We start from the raw sequence: 18,193 nt of genomic DNA on the forward strand, positions 1-18,193 counted from the left end.
GGCGTGAACAAAAGCCTCATTGATGCCAGACGTGCACGTGTCGGAGTCTTCGGTCTCTTTTCCCTCAGCGGATTCGTGATGGGCCTGTGGGCGGCCGGCCTGCCCTCGTTGAACGACCGCCTCGGCCTCGGCGCCGCCAGGCTGGGCACCGTCCTGTTGCTGATCTCCGGCGGCGCGCTGGTGTCGATGCTGGTGGCCGGGCGGCTGGTGGACAGGTGGTCGAGCCGGCGGGTGTCCTGGATCGGCGGGCCGCTGTCGGCCGTGCTGCTCCTCGGGCCCGCGCTGGCCCCCTCGTACGGGCCGCTGATGGCGCTCGCGCTGGCGTTCGGGATGGGGCTGGGGGTGGTCGAGGTCGCCATCAACGCCCACTCCGTCGAGGTCGAGCGGGTCTACGGCCGGCCCATCATCTCGGCCTTCCACGGCACGTGGAGCCTGGGCGGGGCGGCCGGCGGCGTGCTGACGTCCCTCGCGCTGAGGGCGTCGGTCGACCCGCAGGCGCTGCTGGTGGCGGGGGCGCTCGTCGTCCCGTTCCTGTACCTGCTGGCCTGCCGCCTGCTGCTGCCCGACGCCGCCCGGCAGGCCGGCGAGCAGGCGGAGGGCGGCGAGGGCGGCGGCACGCTGAAGTGGGCGCTGATCGCGCTGCTCGGGGTGGCGGCCTTCGCCGGGCATTTGAGCGAGGGCGCGGCCATCGACTGGGCCGCCCTGCACGCCCGCTGGGTGCTGCACACCGACCCGGCCGACGCGCCGCTGGCCTACACGATCTTCTCGGTCGCGATGACGACCGTCCGCCTGCTCGGCGACCCGATCAGGGCCAGGCTCGGCTCGGTGCGCACGATCCAGCTCGCCGGCGGCTTCGCCACCCTCGGGTACGTCCTGGTGCTCGCCGCCCCGGTGCTCGGCGGGCCGCTGCGCGTGGTGTGCGCGTGGACCGGCTGGGCGCTGGCCGGCGTGGGGCTGGCCACGGTCGTGCCGGTGCTGTTCAGCGCGGTGGGCGCGGCGGGCGGCCCGGTGGGCCGCGCCCTGGCCATGGTGACGGCCTTCGGCTACAGCGGGCTGCTGCTCGGCCCGGCGGTCCTCGGGTACGTGGCCGAGGCCACGAAGTCGCTGCCGGTCGCCCTGATCATCCCGGCCGTCCTGGCCGCCGTGGTCGCGCTCAGCGGCGCCCCGGGGATCCGCCTGCTCACCCTGCAGTCGCCGCCCGCCCCCGTCCCGGCTGAACGTTCCGCGTAGCGACAGAACGTCCCGCGTAGCGGCCGGACGTCCCGTGTGGCCGCTCGGGCGTCCCCCGGGCCCTGAGCCGCCACTGACGCGCCCGCTTCCCGAATCCCGGGGGGCGGGCGCTCTTGTTGCCCCCATATGCCCGCTGACCTGGCGTTATGGGATCGTGACTTGACCCTGAAGTGAGGGCCCGGTTTCATGTGCGAAACACGGTAAACGTTTACAGACACTTTCCCGTAAACGTTTACGTTCTTGGAAGGACAGCCTTGGCCGACGGACCCACGATCACCACGATCGCCGAGCGCGCCGGTGTCTCGATCGCCTCCGTCTCGCGGGTCCTCAACGGCCTGCCGACCAGGCAGGAGACCGTGCGCAAGGTGATGGCCGCCGCCGACGAGCTGGGCTACGTGCGCAACGCCGTGGCCAGGTCGCTCAAGTCCCGGCGCACCCACCAGGTCGCCTTCGCCATGGCCGACGTCGGCAACCCCGCCTACCTGGCGATGCTGCGCCAGATCCAGCCGGTGCTCAAGGCGGCCGGCTACCGGCTCGTCCTGCACTCGACCGACGCCGTGGTGGCCGACGAGATCGACGTGCTGCACAGCCTGGGCGAGCGGTACGTGGACGGGCTGATCATGAGCCCGCTCCGGGTCACCGACGCCCACCTGCAGATGCTGGCCGCGGCCAGGGCGCCCGTCGTGATCATCGGCACGGTGCCGGAGGGCACGCCGGTGGACAACGTACGGGCCGACTCGCGCACCGGCGTCAAGCTCGCCGTCGACCACCTGTACGCGCTCGGCCGCCGGCGCATCGCGCTGGTCAACGGCCCGCCCGACACCTGGCCAGGAGCCTCGCGCGGCGCGGCCTACCGCGAGGCGCTGGAGCAGCTCGGCCTGCCCTACGACGACGACCTGGTCCAGATCGGCGACTTCTACCGCGCGCAAGGGGGCCGCGCGGTGGCCGAGCTGCTGGACCGGGCGCCCGACGTCGACGCGCTGATGTGCGCCAACGACCTGATCGCGCTCGGCGCCCTCGACGTGCTGCGCGCCGCCGGCCGCCGGGTGCCCGAGGACGTCGCGGTGGTCGGCATGGACGACACCGACCTGGCCGCCGCGTCCTGGCCGTCGCTGTCGAGCGTCTCGCTCGGCTCGGCCGAACGCGGCAAGGTCGCCGCCGAGCTGCTGCTCGACCGGCTGAACGGCGACGACGCCGCGCCGCGCGTGATCACCGTCCCGCCGCGCCTGGTGGTGCGGGCCTCGACGGCGGGCGAGACCTACGGACAAGAGGGAGGCAGGACGTGACCGCGACCGTGACGACGGCGGCACCGCCCCGGCGCCCGCCTTCCCGGCGGCGTCCCAAGTCGCGCAGGAACCGCGAGATGTGGCTGCTCATGCTGCCCGCGCTGGTGCCCGTCGCGCTGTTCAGCATCGGCCCGCTGCTGTACGGCATCGGCCTGGCCTTCACCGACGCCCGCAACACGCGCGTCCACGAGACCAGCTTCGTCGGCCTGGAGAACTTCGGCCGGCTGCTCACCGACGACGACTTCTGGGCCTCCTTCCGGATCGGCGCGATCTGGTCGGTCTCGGTGACCGTGCTGCAGTTCCTGGCCGCGCTCGGCCTGGCGGTGCTGCTCAACCAGAACCTGCGCTTCAGGACCCTGGCCCGGGTGCTCGCGGTGGTGCCGTGGGCGATGCCGCCGGTGGTCATCGGCCTGATGTGGAAGCTCGTCTACCACCCCGACGCGGGCATCCTGAACAGCCTGCTCGGCACGCACGTCAACTGGCTGGCCGACTTCTCGCTCGCGCTGCCCGCGATCATCGTGGTGGGCGTCTGGACCGGCATGCCGCAGACCACCGTGGTCCTGCTCGCCGGGCTCCAGGGCATCCCCAAGGAGCTCTACGAGGCCGGCGAGGTCGACGGCGCGGGCCGCTGGCGGCGGTTCTGGAGCATCACGCTCCCGCAGCTGCGGCCGGTGATCGTGTCGATCACCTCGCTCGACTTCGTGTGGAACATCAACCAGTTCGGCCTGGTCTACGTGCTCACCCAGGGCGGGCCCGGCGGCCAGACCCGGCTGCCGATGTTGTTCGCCTACGAGGAGGCCTTCCGCTACCGGATGGCCGGATACGCCTCGATGCTCGGCCTGGCCATGGCGATCGTCGTGCTCGCCGTGCTTGGCCTGTACCTGTGGCGCCAGATGAGGGAGGCCCGATGAGACGCGCCCCGCAGTACCTCGCGCTGGTCGCCTACATCGTCTTCCTGGCCTTCCCGCTGTTCTGGCTGCTGTCGACGGCGCTGAAGACGCCCCAGGAGATGGCGCTGGCCGACCCGACATGGATCCCGCGCGAGCCGACCCTGTCCAACTTCTCCGACGCCTTCGGCGAGCAGGACCTGATCGGCGCGGCCGGCCGCAGCCTGGTCGTGGCGCTGTTCAGCAGTGTGATCACCGTGCTGATCTCGCTGCCGGCCTCGTACGCCATGGCCCGTTACCGCAGCCTGCTCAACAAGGTCGCGATCGGGTGGGTGCTGGTCAGCCAGGTCTTCCCGTTCATCCTGATCATCATCCCGCTCTTCATGATCCTGCGGGATCTGGAGCTGGTGAACACCCTGCCGGGGCTCGTCGTCGTGCACGTGACGTTCACGCTGCCGTTCGCGCTGTGGATGCTCCAGGGCTACGTGCGGGCCGTGCCGCGCGAGCTGGAGGAGGCCGCGGCCGTGGACGGCGCGACCCGGCTGCGCTCGATCGCCAGCGTGGTGGCGCCGCTGCTCGCGCCCGGCGTGGTGGCCACGCTGCTGTTCTCGTTCATCTCGTCGTGGAACGAGTTCCTGTTCGCGCTCGTGATCCTCCAGGACCCCGACGTGATGACACTCCCGCTCACGCTGGTGCGGTTCACCGGCCCCGAGGGGGTGGCCAGGCTCGGCCCGCTGGCCGCGGCGTCGCTCATGGCGACGATCCCGAGCCTGATCTTCTTCGCAATCATTCAGCGGCGACTGAAGTCCGGCCTGATGGCCGGCGCCGTGAAGGGCTAGTAGGAGGCTCATATGCGAATCAAGTCCGCATTGGCGGCGGCGGCCGTCGTCGCGTTCGCCGCCGCGTGTGGCGGCAGCGGAGGAGGGGGCGGTGGAGAGGCCGCCTCCTCCGGCGAGCCGGTGAAGCTCAACTTCCTCAGCCTGGCCTGGCAGAAGGAGTCCGTCGCGGCCAACAAGCAGCTCGTCGAGGAGTGGAACAAGGCCAACCCCAAGACCCAGGTCACCTACGTGCAGGGCAGCTGGGACAACGTCAACGACCAGCTCGTCACCCAGTTCGCCGGCGGCACCGCGCCCGACGTGATCCACAACGACTCGCCGGCGCTGGCCGGGTTCGCCTCCGACGGCTACCTGCTCGACCTGACGAGCAAGCTGCCCGCCGACCTCAAGAGCGACATCCCGCAGTCCGCCTGGGACACCGTCACCTTCAACGGCGGCAAGGGCGAGCAGGGCATCTACGGCGTGCCGTTCCTGCAGGAGTCGCAGGTCATCATCGCCAACAAGAAGCTCCTGGACGCCGCCAAGGTGCGCGTCCCCACCGCGGACAACCCGTGGACCTGGGACGAGTTCTCCGAGGCCGCCAAGAAGATGACCAAGGGCGGCACGTTCGGCGTGGCCTGGCCGATGAAGTCGCCGGTCAACAAGACGCTCAACCTGGCGCTCAACTTCGGCGGCACGTTCTTCCAGACCGCCGACGGCAAGACCACGGTCAAGGTCGGGCCGGAGGAGCGCGAGGTGCTCCAGCGCATCCACGACCAGCTCTACAAGGACAAGTCCGCCGACCCGGCCGCGCTCGGCCAGGGCACCGCCGACCCGCTGCCCGCCTTCTACAAGGGCAAGTTCGCGCTGCTGCCGGCCGGCGTCTACCTGCGCCAGCAGGTCGCCGAGCAGGCCCCGGACGACTTCGACTGGGTGACGCTGCCCGCGCCGAAGGGCACCAGCGCCCAGCAGGGCGCGGTCTCGCAGACGCTGTCGATCGCCCAGGACAGCAAGCACCCCGACGAGGCCATGAAGTTCATCTCCTTCTTCCTCAACGGCGCCAACCAGGCCAAGCTCGCCAAGGGCGACTGGCTGCTGCCGACCTCGCAGACGGCCGCCGCCGACCCGGCGATGACCACCAAGGAAAACGGCTGGGACGTCGCCACCGCCTCCGCCAAGAACCTGGTCGTGGCCCCGTTCCTGAAGGTGAACGGCTTCGACGAGTGGAAGAGCAAGGTCGCCACGCCGGTCCTCCAGGAGTACTTCGCCAATAAGATCACCATCGACGACGCGGCCAAGCGGCTCGTCGAGGACGGCAACCAGGTCTTGGAGCGGTACCAGCAGTGACTCATCGCCTGAGGGCCCGGGGGTGCCTGCTCGGCCTGGCGGCCGGCGACGCCCTCGGCGCCCCCGCCGAGAACCTGTCGCCGTCGGAGATCCGGCGGCGGTGGGGCCGGCTCACCGAGATCGAGGGCGGCGGCACCGACGACACCGAATACGCCATCTTCGCCGCCTCGCTGCTCGTCCGGCACGGGCACGCCCTGACCGCGGCCGACGTCGCGCGGGCGTACCGGCAGGAGATCATCCCGTCGGTGACCGGGCCGATGCGCGGCGCCGGCTTCTCCGAGCTGGGCACCATCGAAGCGCTCCGCCGGGGGCTGGAGCCGCCGCTGACCGGGCGCGTCCACCAGCACGGCTGGTCCGACGGGCTGGCCATGCGGGCGGCGCCGTACGGGATCTTCTGCCCCGGCGACCCGGCCGAGGCGGCCCGCCTGATCGAGCAGGACGGGCTGGTCAGCGGGTCGGGCGAGGGCATACTCGGCGGCCGCGCGGTCGCCGGGGCCGTGGCCGCCGCCATGGCGGGCGGCACGCCCGCCGAGGCCGTGGCCGCCGCGCTGTCGGTGATCCCCGCCGACTCCTGGACGGCCCGCGCGGTCGTCAGGGCGCGCGACGTGCTCGCCACGGGCGCGGACGACGACCTGGCCCTGATCGAGGCGCTGCACGAGGCCGTCGTGGTCCGGCACTACCCCTGGACCGACCTCGCGCCCGAGGCCGTCGCGCTGGCGCTGGGCGCCGTCCTGGCGGGCGGCGGCGAAGTGGAGGCCACGGTGACGTTCGGGGTCAGCCTGGGCCGGGACGCCGACACGATCGGCGCCATCGCCGGCGCGGTCGCCGGCGCGATCCAGGGAGAACAGGGCGTGCCCGGACGATGGGCCGCCCGGATCGGCCCGGTGAGCGGCAAATGCCTGCCCGTCGTGGCCGGAAGACACGTGCTGGACGTCGCCGACGAACTGGCGGAAGGACTGTAGATCATCATGTCGGGGGACAGAATCAGGGGGGCCTTCATCGGGCTCGCCGTGGGCGACGCCGCCGGCTGGCCCGCGGCCAGGCACCGCGCCGCCCTGCACGCGCCCTGGAGCCGGCGCCTGCACCGCGAGCTGGACGCCTTCGCCGAGGAGCACCGGGTCACCACGCTGCCGGTGCCGTTCGCGCTCAACCAGCCGATCGCGCCGCTGGCCGTCGGGCCGTCCGACGACGCCGAATGGCTGGCCTGGACGCTGCTGACGATCGACCGGCCGCGGGCCGCGGCGTTCCGGGAGCTGACCGGCGTCCGGGCGCGCATCTCGGTGGCCACCGCGCTGGACAACCTGGCCAGGGGCGTCGAGCCGCCGGCCTCCGGGCACGACAACCCCCACCACTTCGACGACGCCGCCGCCGTACGGGCGGTCGCGTTCGGCGCCCTGGGCCGGGACCCGACCGAGGACGCCCAGGTGACCAACGCCGGCGACGGCCTGCTCGGCGCCCAGGCCATGGCCGCCGCCGTGGCCGCGGCGGTCGCGTCGGGCTCGGTGGGCCAGGCCGTGGAGGCGGCGCTCGCCGTCCTGCCCGGCGACACCGCCATCGGGCACAACGCCCGGGTGGCGCTGGCCGCGGCGCGGAAGGCGGGCGACCCGTTCGGCGCGGTGCCCGCGCTGGACGCCGCGCTGCTCGACCACGTCTACAGCTACGGCGTGGGCGCCGCACAGACGGTGCCCGTCGCCCTGGCGCTGGCCGAGGCGGCGGGGGGCGACCTGGCCCGCGCCGTCCCGGCCGCCGCCTGCCTGCCGGCGCTCGCCGACTCGGCGCCCGCGCTGACAGGCGCGCTGGCGGGGGCCGCCAGTGGGTACGGCGCGATCCCGGAGGGGTGGCTCGCGCCGGCCCGCACGCTGGCGGGCTGCTGCCTGCCGGAGCTGGCGGGCAAGGATCTGATCGAACTGACGAAAGGAATCGCATGACGCCGCTTGAGGACAGGGCCACTGGCTGCGTGGCGGGGGCGGCGGTCGGTGACGCGCTGGGCGGCGCCACCGAGGGCTGGACTCCCGAACAGATCGTGGAGCGGTACGGGGGCCGGGTCGAGGGCATCGTGCCGCCGTACAACGAGGACTGGCGCAACGCCCGGCCGATCGCGCCCTACCACAAGGGCGACGGGCACATCACCGACGACACCCTGATGACGCACGCCCTGATCCGCGTGTACGAGAAGGTCGGCGGGCACCTGGGCGCGTACGCGATGGCCGACCACTTCGTGCCGGAGCTGATGGGCGAGCGGCGGTGGATCCCCGAGCTGGAGGCCGAGGCGCTGCCGCTGCAGCGGATCTTCCTGGCCGAGAAGTGGATCGTGGCCCGCCTGCACTACGGGCACGTCGACCCGCGCGAGGCCGGCGTCGGCAACATCGTCAACTGCGGCGCGGCCATGTACGTCGCGCCCGTCGGCATCGTCAACGCCGCCGACCCCGACGCCGCCTACGCCGAGGCCGTCGACCTGACCGGGGCCCACCAGTCCAGCTACGGACGCGAGGCCGCCGGCGTGATGGCCGCCGCCGTCGCCGAGGCCATGCGGCCGGGCGCCACGGTCGACTCCGTGGTCGCCGCCTGCCTGCGCCTGGCCAAGGACGGCACCCGCGCCGCCATCGAGGCGGTCTGCGAGGCCGCGGCCGGCGTCGGCCACTGGGACGGCTCCTTCGAGGTGCTGCGCGCCGCCGTACGGCCCTTCGACACGGTCGCCGACACCTACCGCGACCAGGGGCTCGGCGCGCGCCGGCCGAGCCGGGTGCACAGCATCGAGGAGCTGCCGCTGGCGCTGGGCTTCCTGGTCGCGGCCAAGGGCGACGTCCGCGACACCGTGCTCGGCGGCGTGAACTACGGCCGCGACGCGGACTCGATCGCCTCCATGGGCGGAGCGATCGCGGGCGCCCTCGGGGGGCTGTCCGCGGTGCCCGCGCAGTGGGTCGAGCAGGTGGGGGCGGCCAGCCGTACCGACCTGGTGGCGCCCGGCCTGGCGATCGCCGAGGTGGCGCGCCGGGTGCACGCCGACGACCTGGCGCGGCGGCGCGCCCACGAGGCCGCCTTCGCCGAGCTGGACGCTCGATGATCAGGCTCACCTGGGTCCAGCCGGAGGACCTGGTCGGCCACGAGCTGCGCCAGGCCGTCGAGGACGGCAGGGGCGACCTGCCCCGGGTCCGCGAGCTGGCCGCGCGGTGGCACGCGGCGGGCGGCCACGACGCGCCGCCGCGCGCCGGGGCCTCCGAGGCCGCCGCGGCCCGGCTGCGCCCCCTGGCCGAGAGCCTGCTGGACGAGCTGGCCGCGATCCCCTCGCCCCTGGCCGAGCCCTCCGAGCTGGACGCCATCGTCGCCGCCTGCCCCGACTGGCCGTCGGCCGGGACGGCGGCGAAGGCGGACCCGGCGCGGCTGCTGGGCGCCTGGCAGGGCCGGGCGGCCGGCTGCGTGCTGGGCAAGCCGGTGGAGAAGATCCCGCGCGCGGGCATCAGGCAGATCGCCGAGGCCACCGGCAACTGGCCGATCACCGGCTGGTTCACCGCCGAGGGCCTGCCGGAGGAGATCGCGCGCAGGTGGCCGTGGAACCGGCGCAGCGCGGTCAACTCGCTGGCCGAGAACATCGACGGCATCCCCGAGGACGACGACCTCAACTACCCGCTGCTGGCGCTGTCCGTCCTGGAGCGCCACGGCCGTGGCTTCACCACCGAGGACGTCGCCAGGCTGTGGCTGGACGAGCTGCCGGCCGGCCGCACGTTCACCGCCGAGCGGGTCGCCTACCGCAACCTGCTCGACGGTTTCGAGCCGCCGGAGACGGCCACCCGCCGCAACCCGTTCCGCGAGTGGATCGGCGCCTTCATCAGGACGGACGTCTACGGCTGGGCCAACCCGGGCGACCCCGCCACGGCCGCCGAGCTGGCTTGGCGCGACGCCCGGCTGACCCACACCGCCAACGGGATCTACGGCGCGATGTTCGTCGCGGCCATGTGCGCCGCCTCCCTGGTCGCCGGATCGGCGCGGGAGGTGGTCGAGGCGGGCCTGTCGGTCGTGCCGCGCGACTCCCGCCTGCACGCGGCGGTCAGCCTGGCCGTCGCCGACGCCGCCCGCGAACCGGACTTCGAGCGTGTCATCGACCTGCTGCACCAGCGGCATGGCACGCTGCACTGGGTGCACACGATCAACAACGCCGCGCTGGTCGCCGCCACGCTGATCCACGGCGCGGGCGACTTCACCGCCACGATCGCGGGCGCGGTCGCCGGCGGCTGGGACACCGACTCGGCCGGGGCCACGGCGGGGTCCGTGGCGGGCGCGCTGAACGGCGGCGTACCCGACCGCTGGATCATGCGCGACAGCCTGGCCAGCAGCCTGACCGGCTTCGACGGGGTGGGGCTCGGCGAGCTGACGCGACGTACTCAGGAGATGATGGCCGCATGATCTCGGTTTTCGGCAGCGCCAACATGGACCTCGTCGCGTACGTATCCCAGGCCCCCAAGCGGGGCGAGACGGTCACCGGTCACCGGTTCCGGACCGTGCCCGGCGGCAAGGGCGCCAACCAGGCCATCGCCGCGGCCCGCGCCGGCGCGCAGGTGGCCTTCCTCGGCGCGGTCGGCGACGACGCCTTCGGGGCCGAGATGCGCTCCACCCTGGCCGAGGCCGGCGTGGACGTCCGGGGCCTGCGCCAGGTGCCCGGCCCCAGCGGCATCGCGCACATCGTGGTCGACGACGCCGGCGGCAACTCGATCATCGTCGTGCCCGGCGCGAACGGCACCGTGACCGGGCCGTCCGGCAGTGATCTGGCCACGATCGCCGGGTCGCGGGCCCTGCTGCTCCAGCTCGAACTGCCCATGGAGGCCGTCGTGGCCGCCGCGGAGGCGGCCCGGGTCTCCGGGGTGCCCGCCGTCCTGACGCCGGCGCCCGCGCAGCCGCTGCCCGACGAGCTGCTCGACGCGGTCACCATGATCGTCCCGAACGAGCACGAGGCCGCCGACATCACCGGCCAGGCCGACCCCGACGCCGCCCTCGACGCGCTCCTCGAACGCGTCGAGGAGGCCGTCATCACGCTGGGCTCGCGGGGCGCGCTGTACGGCGCGCGCTCGGGCGAGCGGCTGCGGGTGCCCGCGATCGAGGTGAAGGCGGTGGACACCACGGCCGCCGGTGACACGTTCGTCGGCGCGCTGGCGGTCGCGCGGGCCGAGGGGCTGGCGCCGGCCGAGGCGCTGCGCTTCGCCTCGGTGGCGGCGGCGCTGTCGGTGCAGCGGGCGGGGGCCAGCACGTCGATGCCGGTCCGGGCCGAGATCGAGGACGCGTTGCGGGAGCTGTCCTAGCCCGTCCCTTGACGTCCGGCCGGGCGTCAAGGGACGCCGTCACGGGCAGGTGGGGGCCATGAGCCGAAAGCCCGACGACCTGCCCGCGGCGGTGGGAGGCGTGGAGGGGGAGAGCGACGTGGTCGCCGAGCGGTCCGCCTCCGGATCGCCCAGGACCCGCCGCCCCCTGTCCGCGGACCCGCCGGACGAGCTGGAGGAGCCCGTCCCGGAGGAGCCGCCCGAGGAGGACGAGGAGGGCGAGGACGTCATCCGCCCCGACGCCGGCCCCACCGCCTGACCCACCCGGCCACTCCGCCCGCCTGACCCGCCCGCCTGACCCGCCCGCCTGACCCGCCCGCCTGACCCACCCGCCTGACCCACCCGCCTGACCCACCCGCCTGACCCACCCGCCTGACCCACCCGCCAGGACCGGCCGCCAGGACCGCCCGCCCCGGCGGTCGTCAGGCGCCGGGTCTGCCGTGCAGCCGGGCGAGGGTCTGCTCCAGCTCGGCCTGCAGCAGGTCGCCGGCCGCCGCCGCGTCGCCGTCGCGGACCGCCGCCACCAGCGCGGCGTGCGCGTCGTGCCCCGGGTTGCGGTCGTGCCCGCGCAGCTCCAGCAGGCCCACCATGTCGATCAGCCCTTCCCGCAACGCCGGCGCGAACTCGGCGAACAGGTCCGTGAGCACCGGGTTGCCCGCCGCCGCCACGACCGCCGCGTGCAGCGCGATGTCGGCGTCGACGAACGCCGCGTCGTCCTCGCCCGCCGCCCGTTCGCGGGCCCGCAGCGCGGCCTCCATCGCCGCGACGTCCTCGTCGGTACGCCGGGCCGCCGCCAGCCTGGCCGCCTGCGTCTCGACCATCATGCGGACCTCGTACACGTCGGTGATCGCGGCCCGCCGCAGCCGCGCCGGCCAGTCCTCGGCCGGCTCCGCGGCGATGACGAACACCCCCGAGCCCTGACGCGCCCGCACCAGCCCCGCCCCGGCCAGCGCCCGCAGCGCCTCCCGGACCGTGGAGCGGCCCACCCCGAGCGTCTTGGCCAGGGCATTCTCGCCGGGCAGCCGGGTGCCGACCGGCCAGTGGCCTTCGGTGATCTGCTCGCGCAGGTGCTGGACGGCCTGGTCGACCAGGGGGCTGCGGCGGAGGGCGCCGAGCGGCATGCGTACCTCTCAGGTTGTCTGAGGACCTGTGTTGTGGTTAGTGTAGCCGCCATGTCGTCGTACGGTCTCCTTCTTCTCGGCCGCCGCGGCGGGGCCTGACCGGACCGGCACCCCGCCGCGGTGTGCGAGGTGCCGCCGGTCGTCCGACCGCCGAAGAAGGAACGAAGACGTGTACGAATGGAACCGGCAGCGCCCCAGCGCGATGCCCTCCCACCGCTACCGGCCCGCCCACGAGCGGGTCGAGGTGCCCGTGACCGGCGAGCGCGACTGGCCCTCGCGCCGCATCACCGCCGCCCCCCTCTGGGTGCCGGTCGACCTGCGCGACGGCAACCAGGCGCTGGCCGAGCCGATGGACCCGGCGCGCAAGCGCCGCCTGTTCGACCTCCAGGTGCGCATGGGCTTCAAGGAGATCGAGGTCGGCTACCCCTCGGCCAGCCGGCTCGACTTCGACTTCCTCAGGGAGCTGGCCGAGCCCGGCGCGGTGCCCGAGGACGTGACCGTGGTGGCCTTCACCGCCGCCCGGCAGGACCTGATCGAGCGCACCTTCGAGTCGATCCGCGGCCTGCCCGACGTGGTCGTGCACCTCTACACCGCGACCGCGCCCACCTGGCGGGACGTGGTGCTCGGCCACGACCGCGACGCCCTGCGCAAGCTTGTCCTGGACGCGGCCGGCCGGATCGCCCGCCTGGCCGACGGGCTGCCGGTGCGCTTCGAGTTCTCGCCCGAGGTGTTCAACCTCACCGAGCCCGACTACGTGCTGGAGATCTGCAATGACCTGACCGCCCTCTGGGACGCCTCCCCGGACCGCCCGGTGATCCACAACCTGCCCGCGACCGTCGAGATCGCCACCCCCAACGTGTACGCCGACCAGATCGAGTACATGCACCGCCACCTCGACCGCCGCGACGCGGTGATCCTGTCGGTGCACCCGCACAACGACCGCGGCACCGGCGTGGCCTGCGCGGAGCTGGCCGTGCTCGCCGGGGCGCAGCGGGTGGAGGGCTGCCTGTTCGGCAACGGCGAGCGCACCGGCAACGTCGACCTGGTGACCCTCGCGCTCAACCTGCACTCCCAGGGCGTCGACCCGATGATCGACTTCTCCGCCATCGACGAGATCCGGCGCGTCGTCGAGCACTGCAACCGCCTGCCCGTGCACGACCGCCACCCCTACGCCGGCGACCTGGTCCACACCGCCTTCTCCGGCACCCACCAGGACGCCATCCGCAAGGGCCTGGCCCACCACGCCGCGCGGGCCGCCGAGCTGGGCGTGCCGCCGGAGCAGGCGCCGTGGGAGGTGCCGTACCTGCCCATCGACCCGGCCGACGTGGGGCGCGGCTACCAGGCGGTCATCCGGGTCAACAGCCAGTCGGGCAAGGGCGGCATCGCCTACCTGCTGGGCGCCCGCCACGGCCTCGACCTGCCGCGCCGCCTGCAGATCGACTTCGCCGCGACGGTGCAGCGGGCCACGGACGACAGCGGCGAGGAGATCACCGCCGACGAGTTGTGGGCGCTGTTCCACGCCACCTACATCGCGCCCGGTTCGCCTCCTGGCGCACCGCCGAGACCGCGCCGGGCACGCACGAGTTCGAGGGCGTCCTGGAGTCGGGGCGGGTGCTGCGCGGCACCGGCAACGGGCCGCTGTCCGCGCTGACCGCCGCGCTGGCCGCGGACGGCGTCGAGGTAGACGTCCTGCACTACGCCGAGCACGCCGTGGACGCGGGGACGGGCAGCAGCGCCGTCGCGTACGTGGAGGCCCGCGTGGGTGGCGTGATCGGCTGGGGCGCCGGCCAGGACACCTCCGTGCTCACCGCGTCGGTACGGGCGGTGCTGGCCGCCGTCGACCGGCTCAGTACGTCAGGTACATGACGCACTCGTCCCGGTACTGCAGGGTCCTCGACCGCAGCCGTCGCGGGTCGGCCAGCACGGCCCGGGAGACCGACGGCACGACGGAGCCGCGTACCGGGGCGAACAGCCGGGCCACGTCGGCGGGGGAGGCGCCCTGCGCGCCGAGCCCCGGCGCCAGGATCGGGCCGTTGAGGTCGGCCAGGGAGTGGTCGAGCGCGGGCAGCGTGGCTCCCATGACCACTCCCACCGGCCCGAACGGCTCGTGGCCCGCGTTGGCCGCGGCGGCCCCGGCGATCACCAGGTCGGCCACCCGCTGCTGCAGCCCGGCCGCCGCCGGGTTGGAGGTGCGGGCCAGCACGAACACGCCGGCGTCGTTGGCCACCGCCGAGGTGATCGCCACCTCCAGCGAGCCGAACCCCAGGTAGGGGCTGAGCGTCACCGCGTCGACGGCCAGCGGGCTGCCCCGGTCGAGGTAGGCCTCGGCGTAGGCGGCCATCGTGGTGTCGACGTCGCCGCGCTTGGCGTCGAGCAGCACCAGCGTGCCGGCCTCGCGCAGATCGGCGATGGTGCGTTCCAGGACGGCGACGCCACGGCTGCCCCAGCGCTCGTAGAAGGCCGACTGCGGCTTGACCACGGCGGCCACGTCGCTGATCGTGTCGGCCACCGTGCGGCTGAAGCGCTCGAGGCCGCCCGGTGAGTCGTCGAGGCCCCAGGCGTCGAGCAACGCCGGGCTCGGATCGATGCCCACACAGAGCGGGCCGAATTTGTCCAGCCTGGCACGCAGGCGTGTGCCGAACGACTCGTTCATCTAGGCCCCCTTGCGACCCTAACGCACACTAACCCGCCGCCGCCGGAAGCCGGAACGCATCGGCCCCGGATGATATGGCTCGGGCCGCGGGTCTTCCGGAAGCGGGCGTCTGGGTAGATGATGCGGCATGTACGAGATCGCCCAGCGGGTGCTGGTGCTGGAGACCGTCCCGCCGCGCGAGGTGACCGTCGCCGTCGGCATGCCGTACGAGGAGGCGGGGGAGTGGGCGTGCCCGTACCGGATCGACGGGCTGGCCGGGTGGGAGCACGAGCGCCGGGCGACCGGGCGCGACTCGCTGGAGGCGGTCGAGGTGGCGCTGGCCATGGTACGGGCGGCGCTGGCCGGCTCGCACGAGGCCAAGGAGGGCCTGCTCCAGCCGGACGACGCCGCGCCGGACCGCCAGCTCACCCGGACCGTGTACGTCAGCTGGAACAAGGAAGAAGACATCGCCTATATCGCGATGAAGCACGAAATCGTGCCAGGTGAGGCGGTACGGCAGACCGTCTCGGAGGACGTCGTCCTCGACTACGGCGCCTCGGGGGACCTGCTCGGCCTGGAGCTCCTCCACGCCGCCACCCGCCTCCCCACCGAGATGCGCCTCTGAGGAACCCTCAGCCGAGACGCGCCTTTGCGGGACCCTCCGCCGAGACGCGCCTCTGCGGGACCCTCCGGCGAGATGCGCCTTTTTAGGGAGCCTCCGGCCGCGCGGCCGCTCAGCCCGTCAGCAGCCAGCGCCAGCGCGGCAGTTCCAGCACCACGGTGACCACCGCCAGCACCGTGACCGCCGCCGCCACGACCGCGTGCCAGGCCACCCACGCCGCCGCCACCCCCACGACGAGCTGGAGGGCGACCAGCCCGACCGTCACGAACCCGGGCACGGCGACCAGCACGCTCCGCTTGTCGCCGGGCGTGGCGAACACCGTCGGCAGCCCGATCAGCACCACGACCGACAACACGGCCAGCCACACCGAACCGGGAAGCAGCGCCCACGGCGTCGCGACCCAGGCGACCAGCTCCGACGCGAACCGGAAGGCGGAGGCGACCCGGTCGTCCGGACGCGGCCCGGACCGGGCGAAACGCCCCGAATTGGTAGACACGAGGGCACCCTACCCCCGAGCCCCTCCCGGCCGGGATCTACGGTGGGGACGTGACCTCCGCCACCCCGCCCCGCATCGTGGCCACCGACCTCGACGGCACCCTCCTGACCTCCGCCGGGGTCGTCTCCCCGCGTACCCGGCGAGCCCTGGGCCTGGCCCGCTCCGCCGGAGCGGAGATCGTCTTCGTCACCGCCCGCCCGCCGCGCTCCATCCGCGCCATCGCCGGCCAGGCGGGCCTGACCGGCCTGGCGATCTGCAGCAACGGCGCCCTGCTGTACGACCTGGCCGCCGCGGAGATCGTCGCCAGCCGCACGATCGAGCCGCAGGCCGCCAGGGAGGTCGCCGACAGCCTGGCCGCGGCCCTGCCCGGGGCGGCCTTCGCCGTCGAGACGGGAACGGGCGTGCTCACCGAGGCCGGCTACACCAGACGGGTCGAGCACGACGCGGAGCACTACCGGGAGGTGGTCTCGGCGTGCGAGGCGGGCGAGCCGATCGTCAAGCTGCTGGTGCTCTCGCCCGCGCACACCCTCGACGAGATGTCGGCCGCCGCGGCGGCTGCCGTGGGGGAGCTGGCCGAGGTGACCCACTCCGGGGTGCCGGGACTCCTGGAGGTCAGCGCCCTGGGCGTGACCAAGGCGGGCATGCTCGCGGAGCTGTGCCTGGCACGCGGGGTCGAGCCCGCCGAGGTGGTGGCGTTCGGCGACATGCCCAACGACCTGGCCGTGCTGGCCTTCGCCGGGGCCGGTTACGCGATGGCCAACGCGCACCCGCTGGTGCTGGCCGCGGCCGGGCACCGGACGTCCTCCAACGACGAGGACGGCGTGGCCGAGGTGCTCGAACGCCTGTACGGCTGACCCGGCCGACGTTCTCGAACGCCTCTATGGCTGACCCGGCCGGCGTTCTCGAACGCCTCCATGGCTGACCCGGCCGGGGTTCTCGAACGCCTCCATGGCGTGACCCGGCCGGGATCCGGCGCCCGCTCGCCCCCGCGGGCGGGCGCCGGGGGGCTCAGGCGTCGTCGTCCGACACCCGGGACGTGCCCTCGCACCCGGCAGGCGCGCCGCTGAGCACCGGCAGCAGGCCGCCGCAGGTGCTCACCGGGAGCGACACCGGCTCGACGATCTCGTCGTTGAAGACGACCACGTCGCCGATGAGCGGCCGCGGCCCCTGGGCAGGCGCCGAGGCGTACGCCGCCGGCGCCGCCCAGCACACGCCGGCCAGCAGCCCCGCGCCGGCCGCCAGGGCGATCGCTAGGCGGCGGCGACCCGCTCCTGCGCGACGCCGCCGGGCTGCCGGTCCCGGTGCGCCTGCTGGACGTGCCGCCCGCCCGCCATGATCCGATCCATCACGGCCAGGGCAAGCGCCGAGACCACGAAGGTGAGATGGATCAGTGTTTTCCATACGAGTTCCCTGTCGGTGATGGCCGGCCGGGCGGCGTTGATGAAGATCTGCAGGAGGTGCACCCCCGAGATCCCGATGATCGCCATGGCCAGCTTGACTTTGAGGACGTTTGCGTTGACATGGGACAACCACTCCGGCTGATCGGGGTGACCGTCGATGCGCAGCCGCGAGACGAAGGTCTCGTAGCCGCCGATGATGACCATGATCAGCAGGTTCGAGACCATCACGACGTCGACGAGCCCGAGGACGATCAGCATGATCGTGGTCTCCGGAGGGTTGCCGCCGAACCCGAGTTCGACCAGGTGGGCGAGTTCGACCATGAACCGCCACACGTAGACGACCTGGGCGACGATCAGCCCGAGGTAGAGCGGCGCCTGTATCCACCGGCTGAGGAACATGACGTAGCCGACGCGCTCCAGCGTGCTCCGCGGCCGGGGAGCGGACTCGGACTCGGCCACGGTCAACTGTGGTGGCCTCACTACGACGTGAAGATGTTGACCCGGTCGACGATGGCCTGGACATTGATGTTCCCCGGATCGTTTCGGCCCCCTGACCCGAGGGCGATTGGGGGAACGGCGGCCGCCGCCGCCAGAGCGAGGACCGCTGCGCTGGTCAGGATTCGGAACTTCAATGGGGACTCCTCGACTGCTGCTGGTCGGGCACGGGGATTGCGCTGTCGGAGCTGGTCGGAGCTGGTCGGAGTGGGTCGGCACTGTCGGAGCTGTCGGTGGGGGAGGGCCGGTGGCGGGGGTGCGGCGTGGCTCGCCGCACCGCCCGCGCGGTGGCCGGCCGGTCAGGGATGCAGGCAGCCCGCCGCGGGGATCTCGGTCGGCGCCTGGGGGGCCGCCGGGTCCACCAGGGCGGCCAGGCCCGCGGCGGCCTCGGCCGCGCACGGCACCGCGGTGGCGGGATCGACGACGGCGTACGCGGGCGCCGCGAAGAGCGTGGCGGTGAGGGCCGCGGCGAGCGCGCCTGTGATGACGGCGGCGCGGCGGCGTTGGACGTCAGGCATGAGTACCTCCTGGGGATGGTGGAATCAACCACCGA

General features: G+C 73.6%; 19 protein-coding genes and 1 pseudogene. 14 read left to right on the forward strand and 6 right to left on the reverse strand.

Features of this window, described 5'->3' with window-relative positions; all coding sequences use genetic code 11:
* The first annotated feature begins 3 nt into the window (after positions 1 to 3).
* From ACFYYW_RS19445 to ACFYYW_RS19495, 11 genes are all read left to right on the forward strand, one after another.
* Entirely contained in the window at positions 4 to 1,230 is a 1,227-nt protein-coding gene (locus ACFYYW_RS19445; RefSeq protein WP_387650358.1) for an MFS transporter, read from the forward strand.
* A 254-nt stretch (positions 1,231 to 1,484) separates the two neighbouring features.
* On the forward strand, positions 1,485 to 2,516 hold the full coding sequence (locus ACFYYW_RS19450) for a LacI family DNA-binding transcriptional regulator (RefSeq protein WP_387650359.1): 1,032 nt from the start codon (positions 1,485 to 1,487) through the stop codon (positions 2,514 to 2,516).
* A complete protein-coding gene (locus tag ACFYYW_RS19455) occupies positions 2,513 to 3,427 on the forward strand; it encodes a carbohydrate ABC transporter permease (RefSeq protein WP_387650360.1) in 915 nt (304 codons plus the stop codon). The genes ACFYYW_RS19450 and ACFYYW_RS19455 overlap by 4 nt, the downstream gene beginning before the upstream one ends.
* On the forward strand, positions 3,424 to 4,242 hold the full coding sequence (locus ACFYYW_RS19460) for a carbohydrate ABC transporter permease (protein WP_352328137.1): 819 nt from the start codon (positions 3,424 to 3,426) through the stop codon (positions 4,240 to 4,242). Before ACFYYW_RS19455 ends, ACFYYW_RS19460 begins: the two co-directional genes overlap by 4 nt.
* A gap of 12 nt (positions 4,243 to 4,254) precedes the next feature.
* Entirely contained in the window at positions 4,255 to 5,565 is a 1,311-nt protein-coding gene (locus ACFYYW_RS19465) for an ABC transporter substrate-binding protein (protein WP_387650362.1), read from the forward strand.
* Positions 5,562 to 6,527 (forward strand): ADP-ribosylglycohydrolase family protein, encoded by a 966-nt coding sequence (locus tag ACFYYW_RS19470; protein ID WP_387650363.1) that lies wholly within the window; start codon positions 5,562 to 5,564, stop codon positions 6,525 to 6,527. Before ACFYYW_RS19465 ends, ACFYYW_RS19470 begins: the two co-directional genes overlap by 4 nt.
* A gap of 6 nt (positions 6,528 to 6,533) precedes the next feature.
* The gene (locus ACFYYW_RS19475) at positions 6,534 to 7,493 is read left to right on the forward strand and encodes an ADP-ribosylglycohydrolase family protein (protein ID WP_387650364.1); all 960 of its coding nucleotides are present in this window, start codon (positions 6,534 to 6,536) and stop codon (positions 7,491 to 7,493) included.
* Positions 7,490 to 8,629 carry an ADP-ribosylglycohydrolase family protein gene (locus tag ACFYYW_RS19480; protein ID WP_352328141.1) on the forward strand — a complete coding sequence of 380 codons (1,140 nt, stop codon included), beginning with the start codon at positions 7,490 to 7,492 and terminating at the stop codon, positions 8,627 to 8,629. The genes ACFYYW_RS19475 and ACFYYW_RS19480 overlap by 4 nt, the downstream gene beginning before the upstream one ends.
* The gene (locus tag ACFYYW_RS19485) at positions 8,626 to 9,966 is read left to right on the forward strand and encodes an ADP-ribosylglycohydrolase family protein (protein ID WP_387650366.1); all 1,341 of its coding nucleotides are present in this window, start codon (positions 8,626 to 8,628) and stop codon (positions 9,964 to 9,966) included. Before ACFYYW_RS19480 ends, ACFYYW_RS19485 begins: the two co-directional genes overlap by 4 nt.
* The gene (gene rbsK, locus ACFYYW_RS19490) at positions 9,963 to 10,856 is read left to right on the forward strand and encodes a ribokinase (RefSeq protein ID WP_364390088.1); all 894 of its coding nucleotides are present in this window, start codon (positions 9,963 to 9,965) and stop codon (positions 10,854 to 10,856) included. The genes ACFYYW_RS19485 and rbsK overlap by 4 nt, the downstream gene beginning before the upstream one ends.
* Before the next feature lie 58 nt (positions 10,857 to 10,914).
* Positions 10,915 to 11,133: a hypothetical protein gene (locus tag ACFYYW_RS19495; RefSeq protein ID WP_364390089.1), complete on the forward strand. Its 219-nt coding sequence runs from the start codon at positions 10,915 to 10,917 to the stop codon at positions 11,131 to 11,133.
* A 163-nt stretch (positions 11,134 to 11,296) separates the two neighbouring features.
* Here the strand turns inward: ACFYYW_RS19495 and ACFYYW_RS19500 are convergent, their stop codons facing one another.
* Complete coding sequence (locus ACFYYW_RS19500) at positions 11,297 to 11,995, reverse strand: FadR/GntR family transcriptional regulator (RefSeq protein WP_387650368.1); 699 nt, start codon at positions 11,993 to 11,995, stop codon at positions 11,297 to 11,299.
* A gap of 202 nt (positions 11,996 to 12,197) precedes the next feature.
* On the opposite strand from ACFYYW_RS19500, the pseudogene ACFYYW_RS19505 reads away from it, so the two are divergent.
* A pseudogene (locus ACFYYW_RS19505) lies at positions 12,198 to 13,861 on the forward strand (2-isopropylmalate synthase).
* Here ACFYYW_RS19505 and pyrF read toward each other — a convergent pair.
* Positions 13,842 to 14,648 (reverse strand): orotidine-5'-phosphate decarboxylase, encoded by an 807-nt coding sequence (pyrF, locus tag ACFYYW_RS19510; protein WP_387650370.1) that lies wholly within the window; start codon positions 14,646 to 14,648, stop codon positions 13,842 to 13,844. The pseudogene ACFYYW_RS19505 and the gene pyrF sit on opposite strands and share 20 nt — an antisense overlap.
* Before the next feature lie 127 nt (positions 14,649 to 14,775).
* Here pyrF and ACFYYW_RS19515 point away from each other — a divergent pair, with 127 nt between their 5' ends.
* Positions 14,776 to 15,252: a DUF2283 domain-containing protein gene (locus tag ACFYYW_RS19515; RefSeq protein WP_352329810.1), complete on the forward strand. Its 477-nt coding sequence runs from the start codon at positions 14,776 to 14,778 to the stop codon at positions 15,250 to 15,252.
* Positions 15,253 to 15,361: 109 nt separating this feature from the next.
* On the opposite strand, the gene ACFYYW_RS19520 is transcribed toward ACFYYW_RS19515, so the two are convergent.
* On the reverse strand, positions 15,362 to 15,745 hold the full coding sequence (locus tag ACFYYW_RS19520; RefSeq protein WP_352329808.1) for a hypothetical protein: 384 nt from the start codon (positions 15,743 to 15,745) through the stop codon (positions 15,362 to 15,364).
* Positions 15,746 to 15,795: 50 nt separating this feature from the next.
* On the opposite strand from ACFYYW_RS19520, the gene ACFYYW_RS19525 reads away from it, so the two are divergent.
* Positions 15,796 to 16,599, forward strand: a complete 804-nt coding sequence (locus tag ACFYYW_RS19525) for an HAD hydrolase family protein (RefSeq protein WP_364419414.1) — start codon at positions 15,796 to 15,798, stop codon at positions 16,597 to 16,599.
* 154 nt (positions 16,600 to 16,753) lie between these two features.
* On the opposite strand, the gene ACFYYW_RS19530 is transcribed toward ACFYYW_RS19525, so the two are convergent.
* The 3 genes from ACFYYW_RS19530 to ACFYYW_RS19540 all read right to left on the reverse strand — a co-directional run bounded on the left by ACFYYW_RS19530 (position 16,754) and on the right by ACFYYW_RS19540 (position 18,158).
* Entirely contained in the window at positions 16,754 to 16,957 is a 204-nt protein-coding gene (locus ACFYYW_RS19530; RefSeq protein ID WP_364390092.1) for a hypothetical protein, read from the reverse strand.
* A 38-nt stretch (positions 16,958 to 16,995) separates the two neighbouring features.
* Positions 16,996 to 17,604: a TIGR00645 family protein gene (locus tag ACFYYW_RS19535; protein ID WP_352331531.1), complete on the reverse strand. Its 609-nt coding sequence runs from the start codon at positions 17,602 to 17,604 to the stop codon at positions 16,996 to 16,998.
* Between the two features lie 335 nt (positions 17,605 to 17,939).
* Positions 17,940 to 18,158, reverse strand: coding sequence for a hypothetical protein (locus ACFYYW_RS19540; protein WP_387650373.1), 219 nt, complete (start codon positions 18,156 to 18,158; stop codon positions 17,940 to 17,942).
* Positions 18,159 to 18,193 lie beyond the last annotated feature (35 nt).

It is taken from the genome of Nonomuraea sp. NPDC001831 (genome assembly GCF_042892035.1).
Taxonomy (GTDB): domain Bacteria; phylum Actinomycetota; class Actinomycetes; order Streptosporangiales; family Streptosporangiaceae; genus Nonomuraea.

Coding starts and splice junctions, on each gene's coding strand:
- ACFYYW_RS19460 (WP_352328137.1), top strand. CDS start 3,424: ATGAGACGCGCCCCGCAGTACCTCGCGCTGGTCGCCTACATCGTCTTC.
- ACFYYW_RS19465 (WP_387650362.1), top strand. CDS start 4,255: ATGCGAATCAAGTCCGCATTGGCGGCGGCGGCCGTCGTCGCGTTCGCC.
- ACFYYW_RS19475 (WP_387650364.1), top strand. CDS start 6,534: ATGTCGGGGGACAGAATCAGGGGGGCCTTCATCGGGCTCGCCGTGGGC.
- ACFYYW_RS19480 (WP_352328141.1), top strand. CDS start 7,490: ATGACGCCGCTTGAGGACAGGGCCACTGGCTGCGTGGCGGGGGCGGCG.
- ACFYYW_RS19485 (WP_387650366.1), top strand. CDS start 8,626: ATGATCAGGCTCACCTGGGTCCAGCCGGAGGACCTGGTCGGCCACGAG.
- rbsK (WP_364390088.1), top strand. CDS start 9,963: ATGATCTCGGTTTTCGGCAGCGCCAACATGGACCTCGTCGCGTACGTA.
- ACFYYW_RS19495 (WP_364390089.1), top strand. CDS start 10,915: ATGAGCCGAAAGCCCGACGACCTGCCCGCGGCGGTGGGAGGCGTGGAG.
- ACFYYW_RS19500 (WP_387650368.1), bottom strand. CDS start 11,995: ATGCCGCTCGGCGCCCTCCGCCGCAGCCCCCTGGTCGACCAGGCCGTC.
- pyrF (WP_387650370.1), bottom strand. CDS start 14,648: ATGAACGAGTCGTTCGGCACACGCCTGCGTGCCAGGCTGGACAAATTC.
- ACFYYW_RS19515 (WP_352329810.1), top strand. CDS start 14,776: ATGTACGAGATCGCCCAGCGGGTGCTGGTGCTGGAGACCGTCCCGCCG.
- ACFYYW_RS19540 (WP_387650373.1), bottom strand. CDS start 18,158: ATGCCTGACGTCCAACGCCGCCGCGCCGCCGTCATCACAGGCGCGCTC.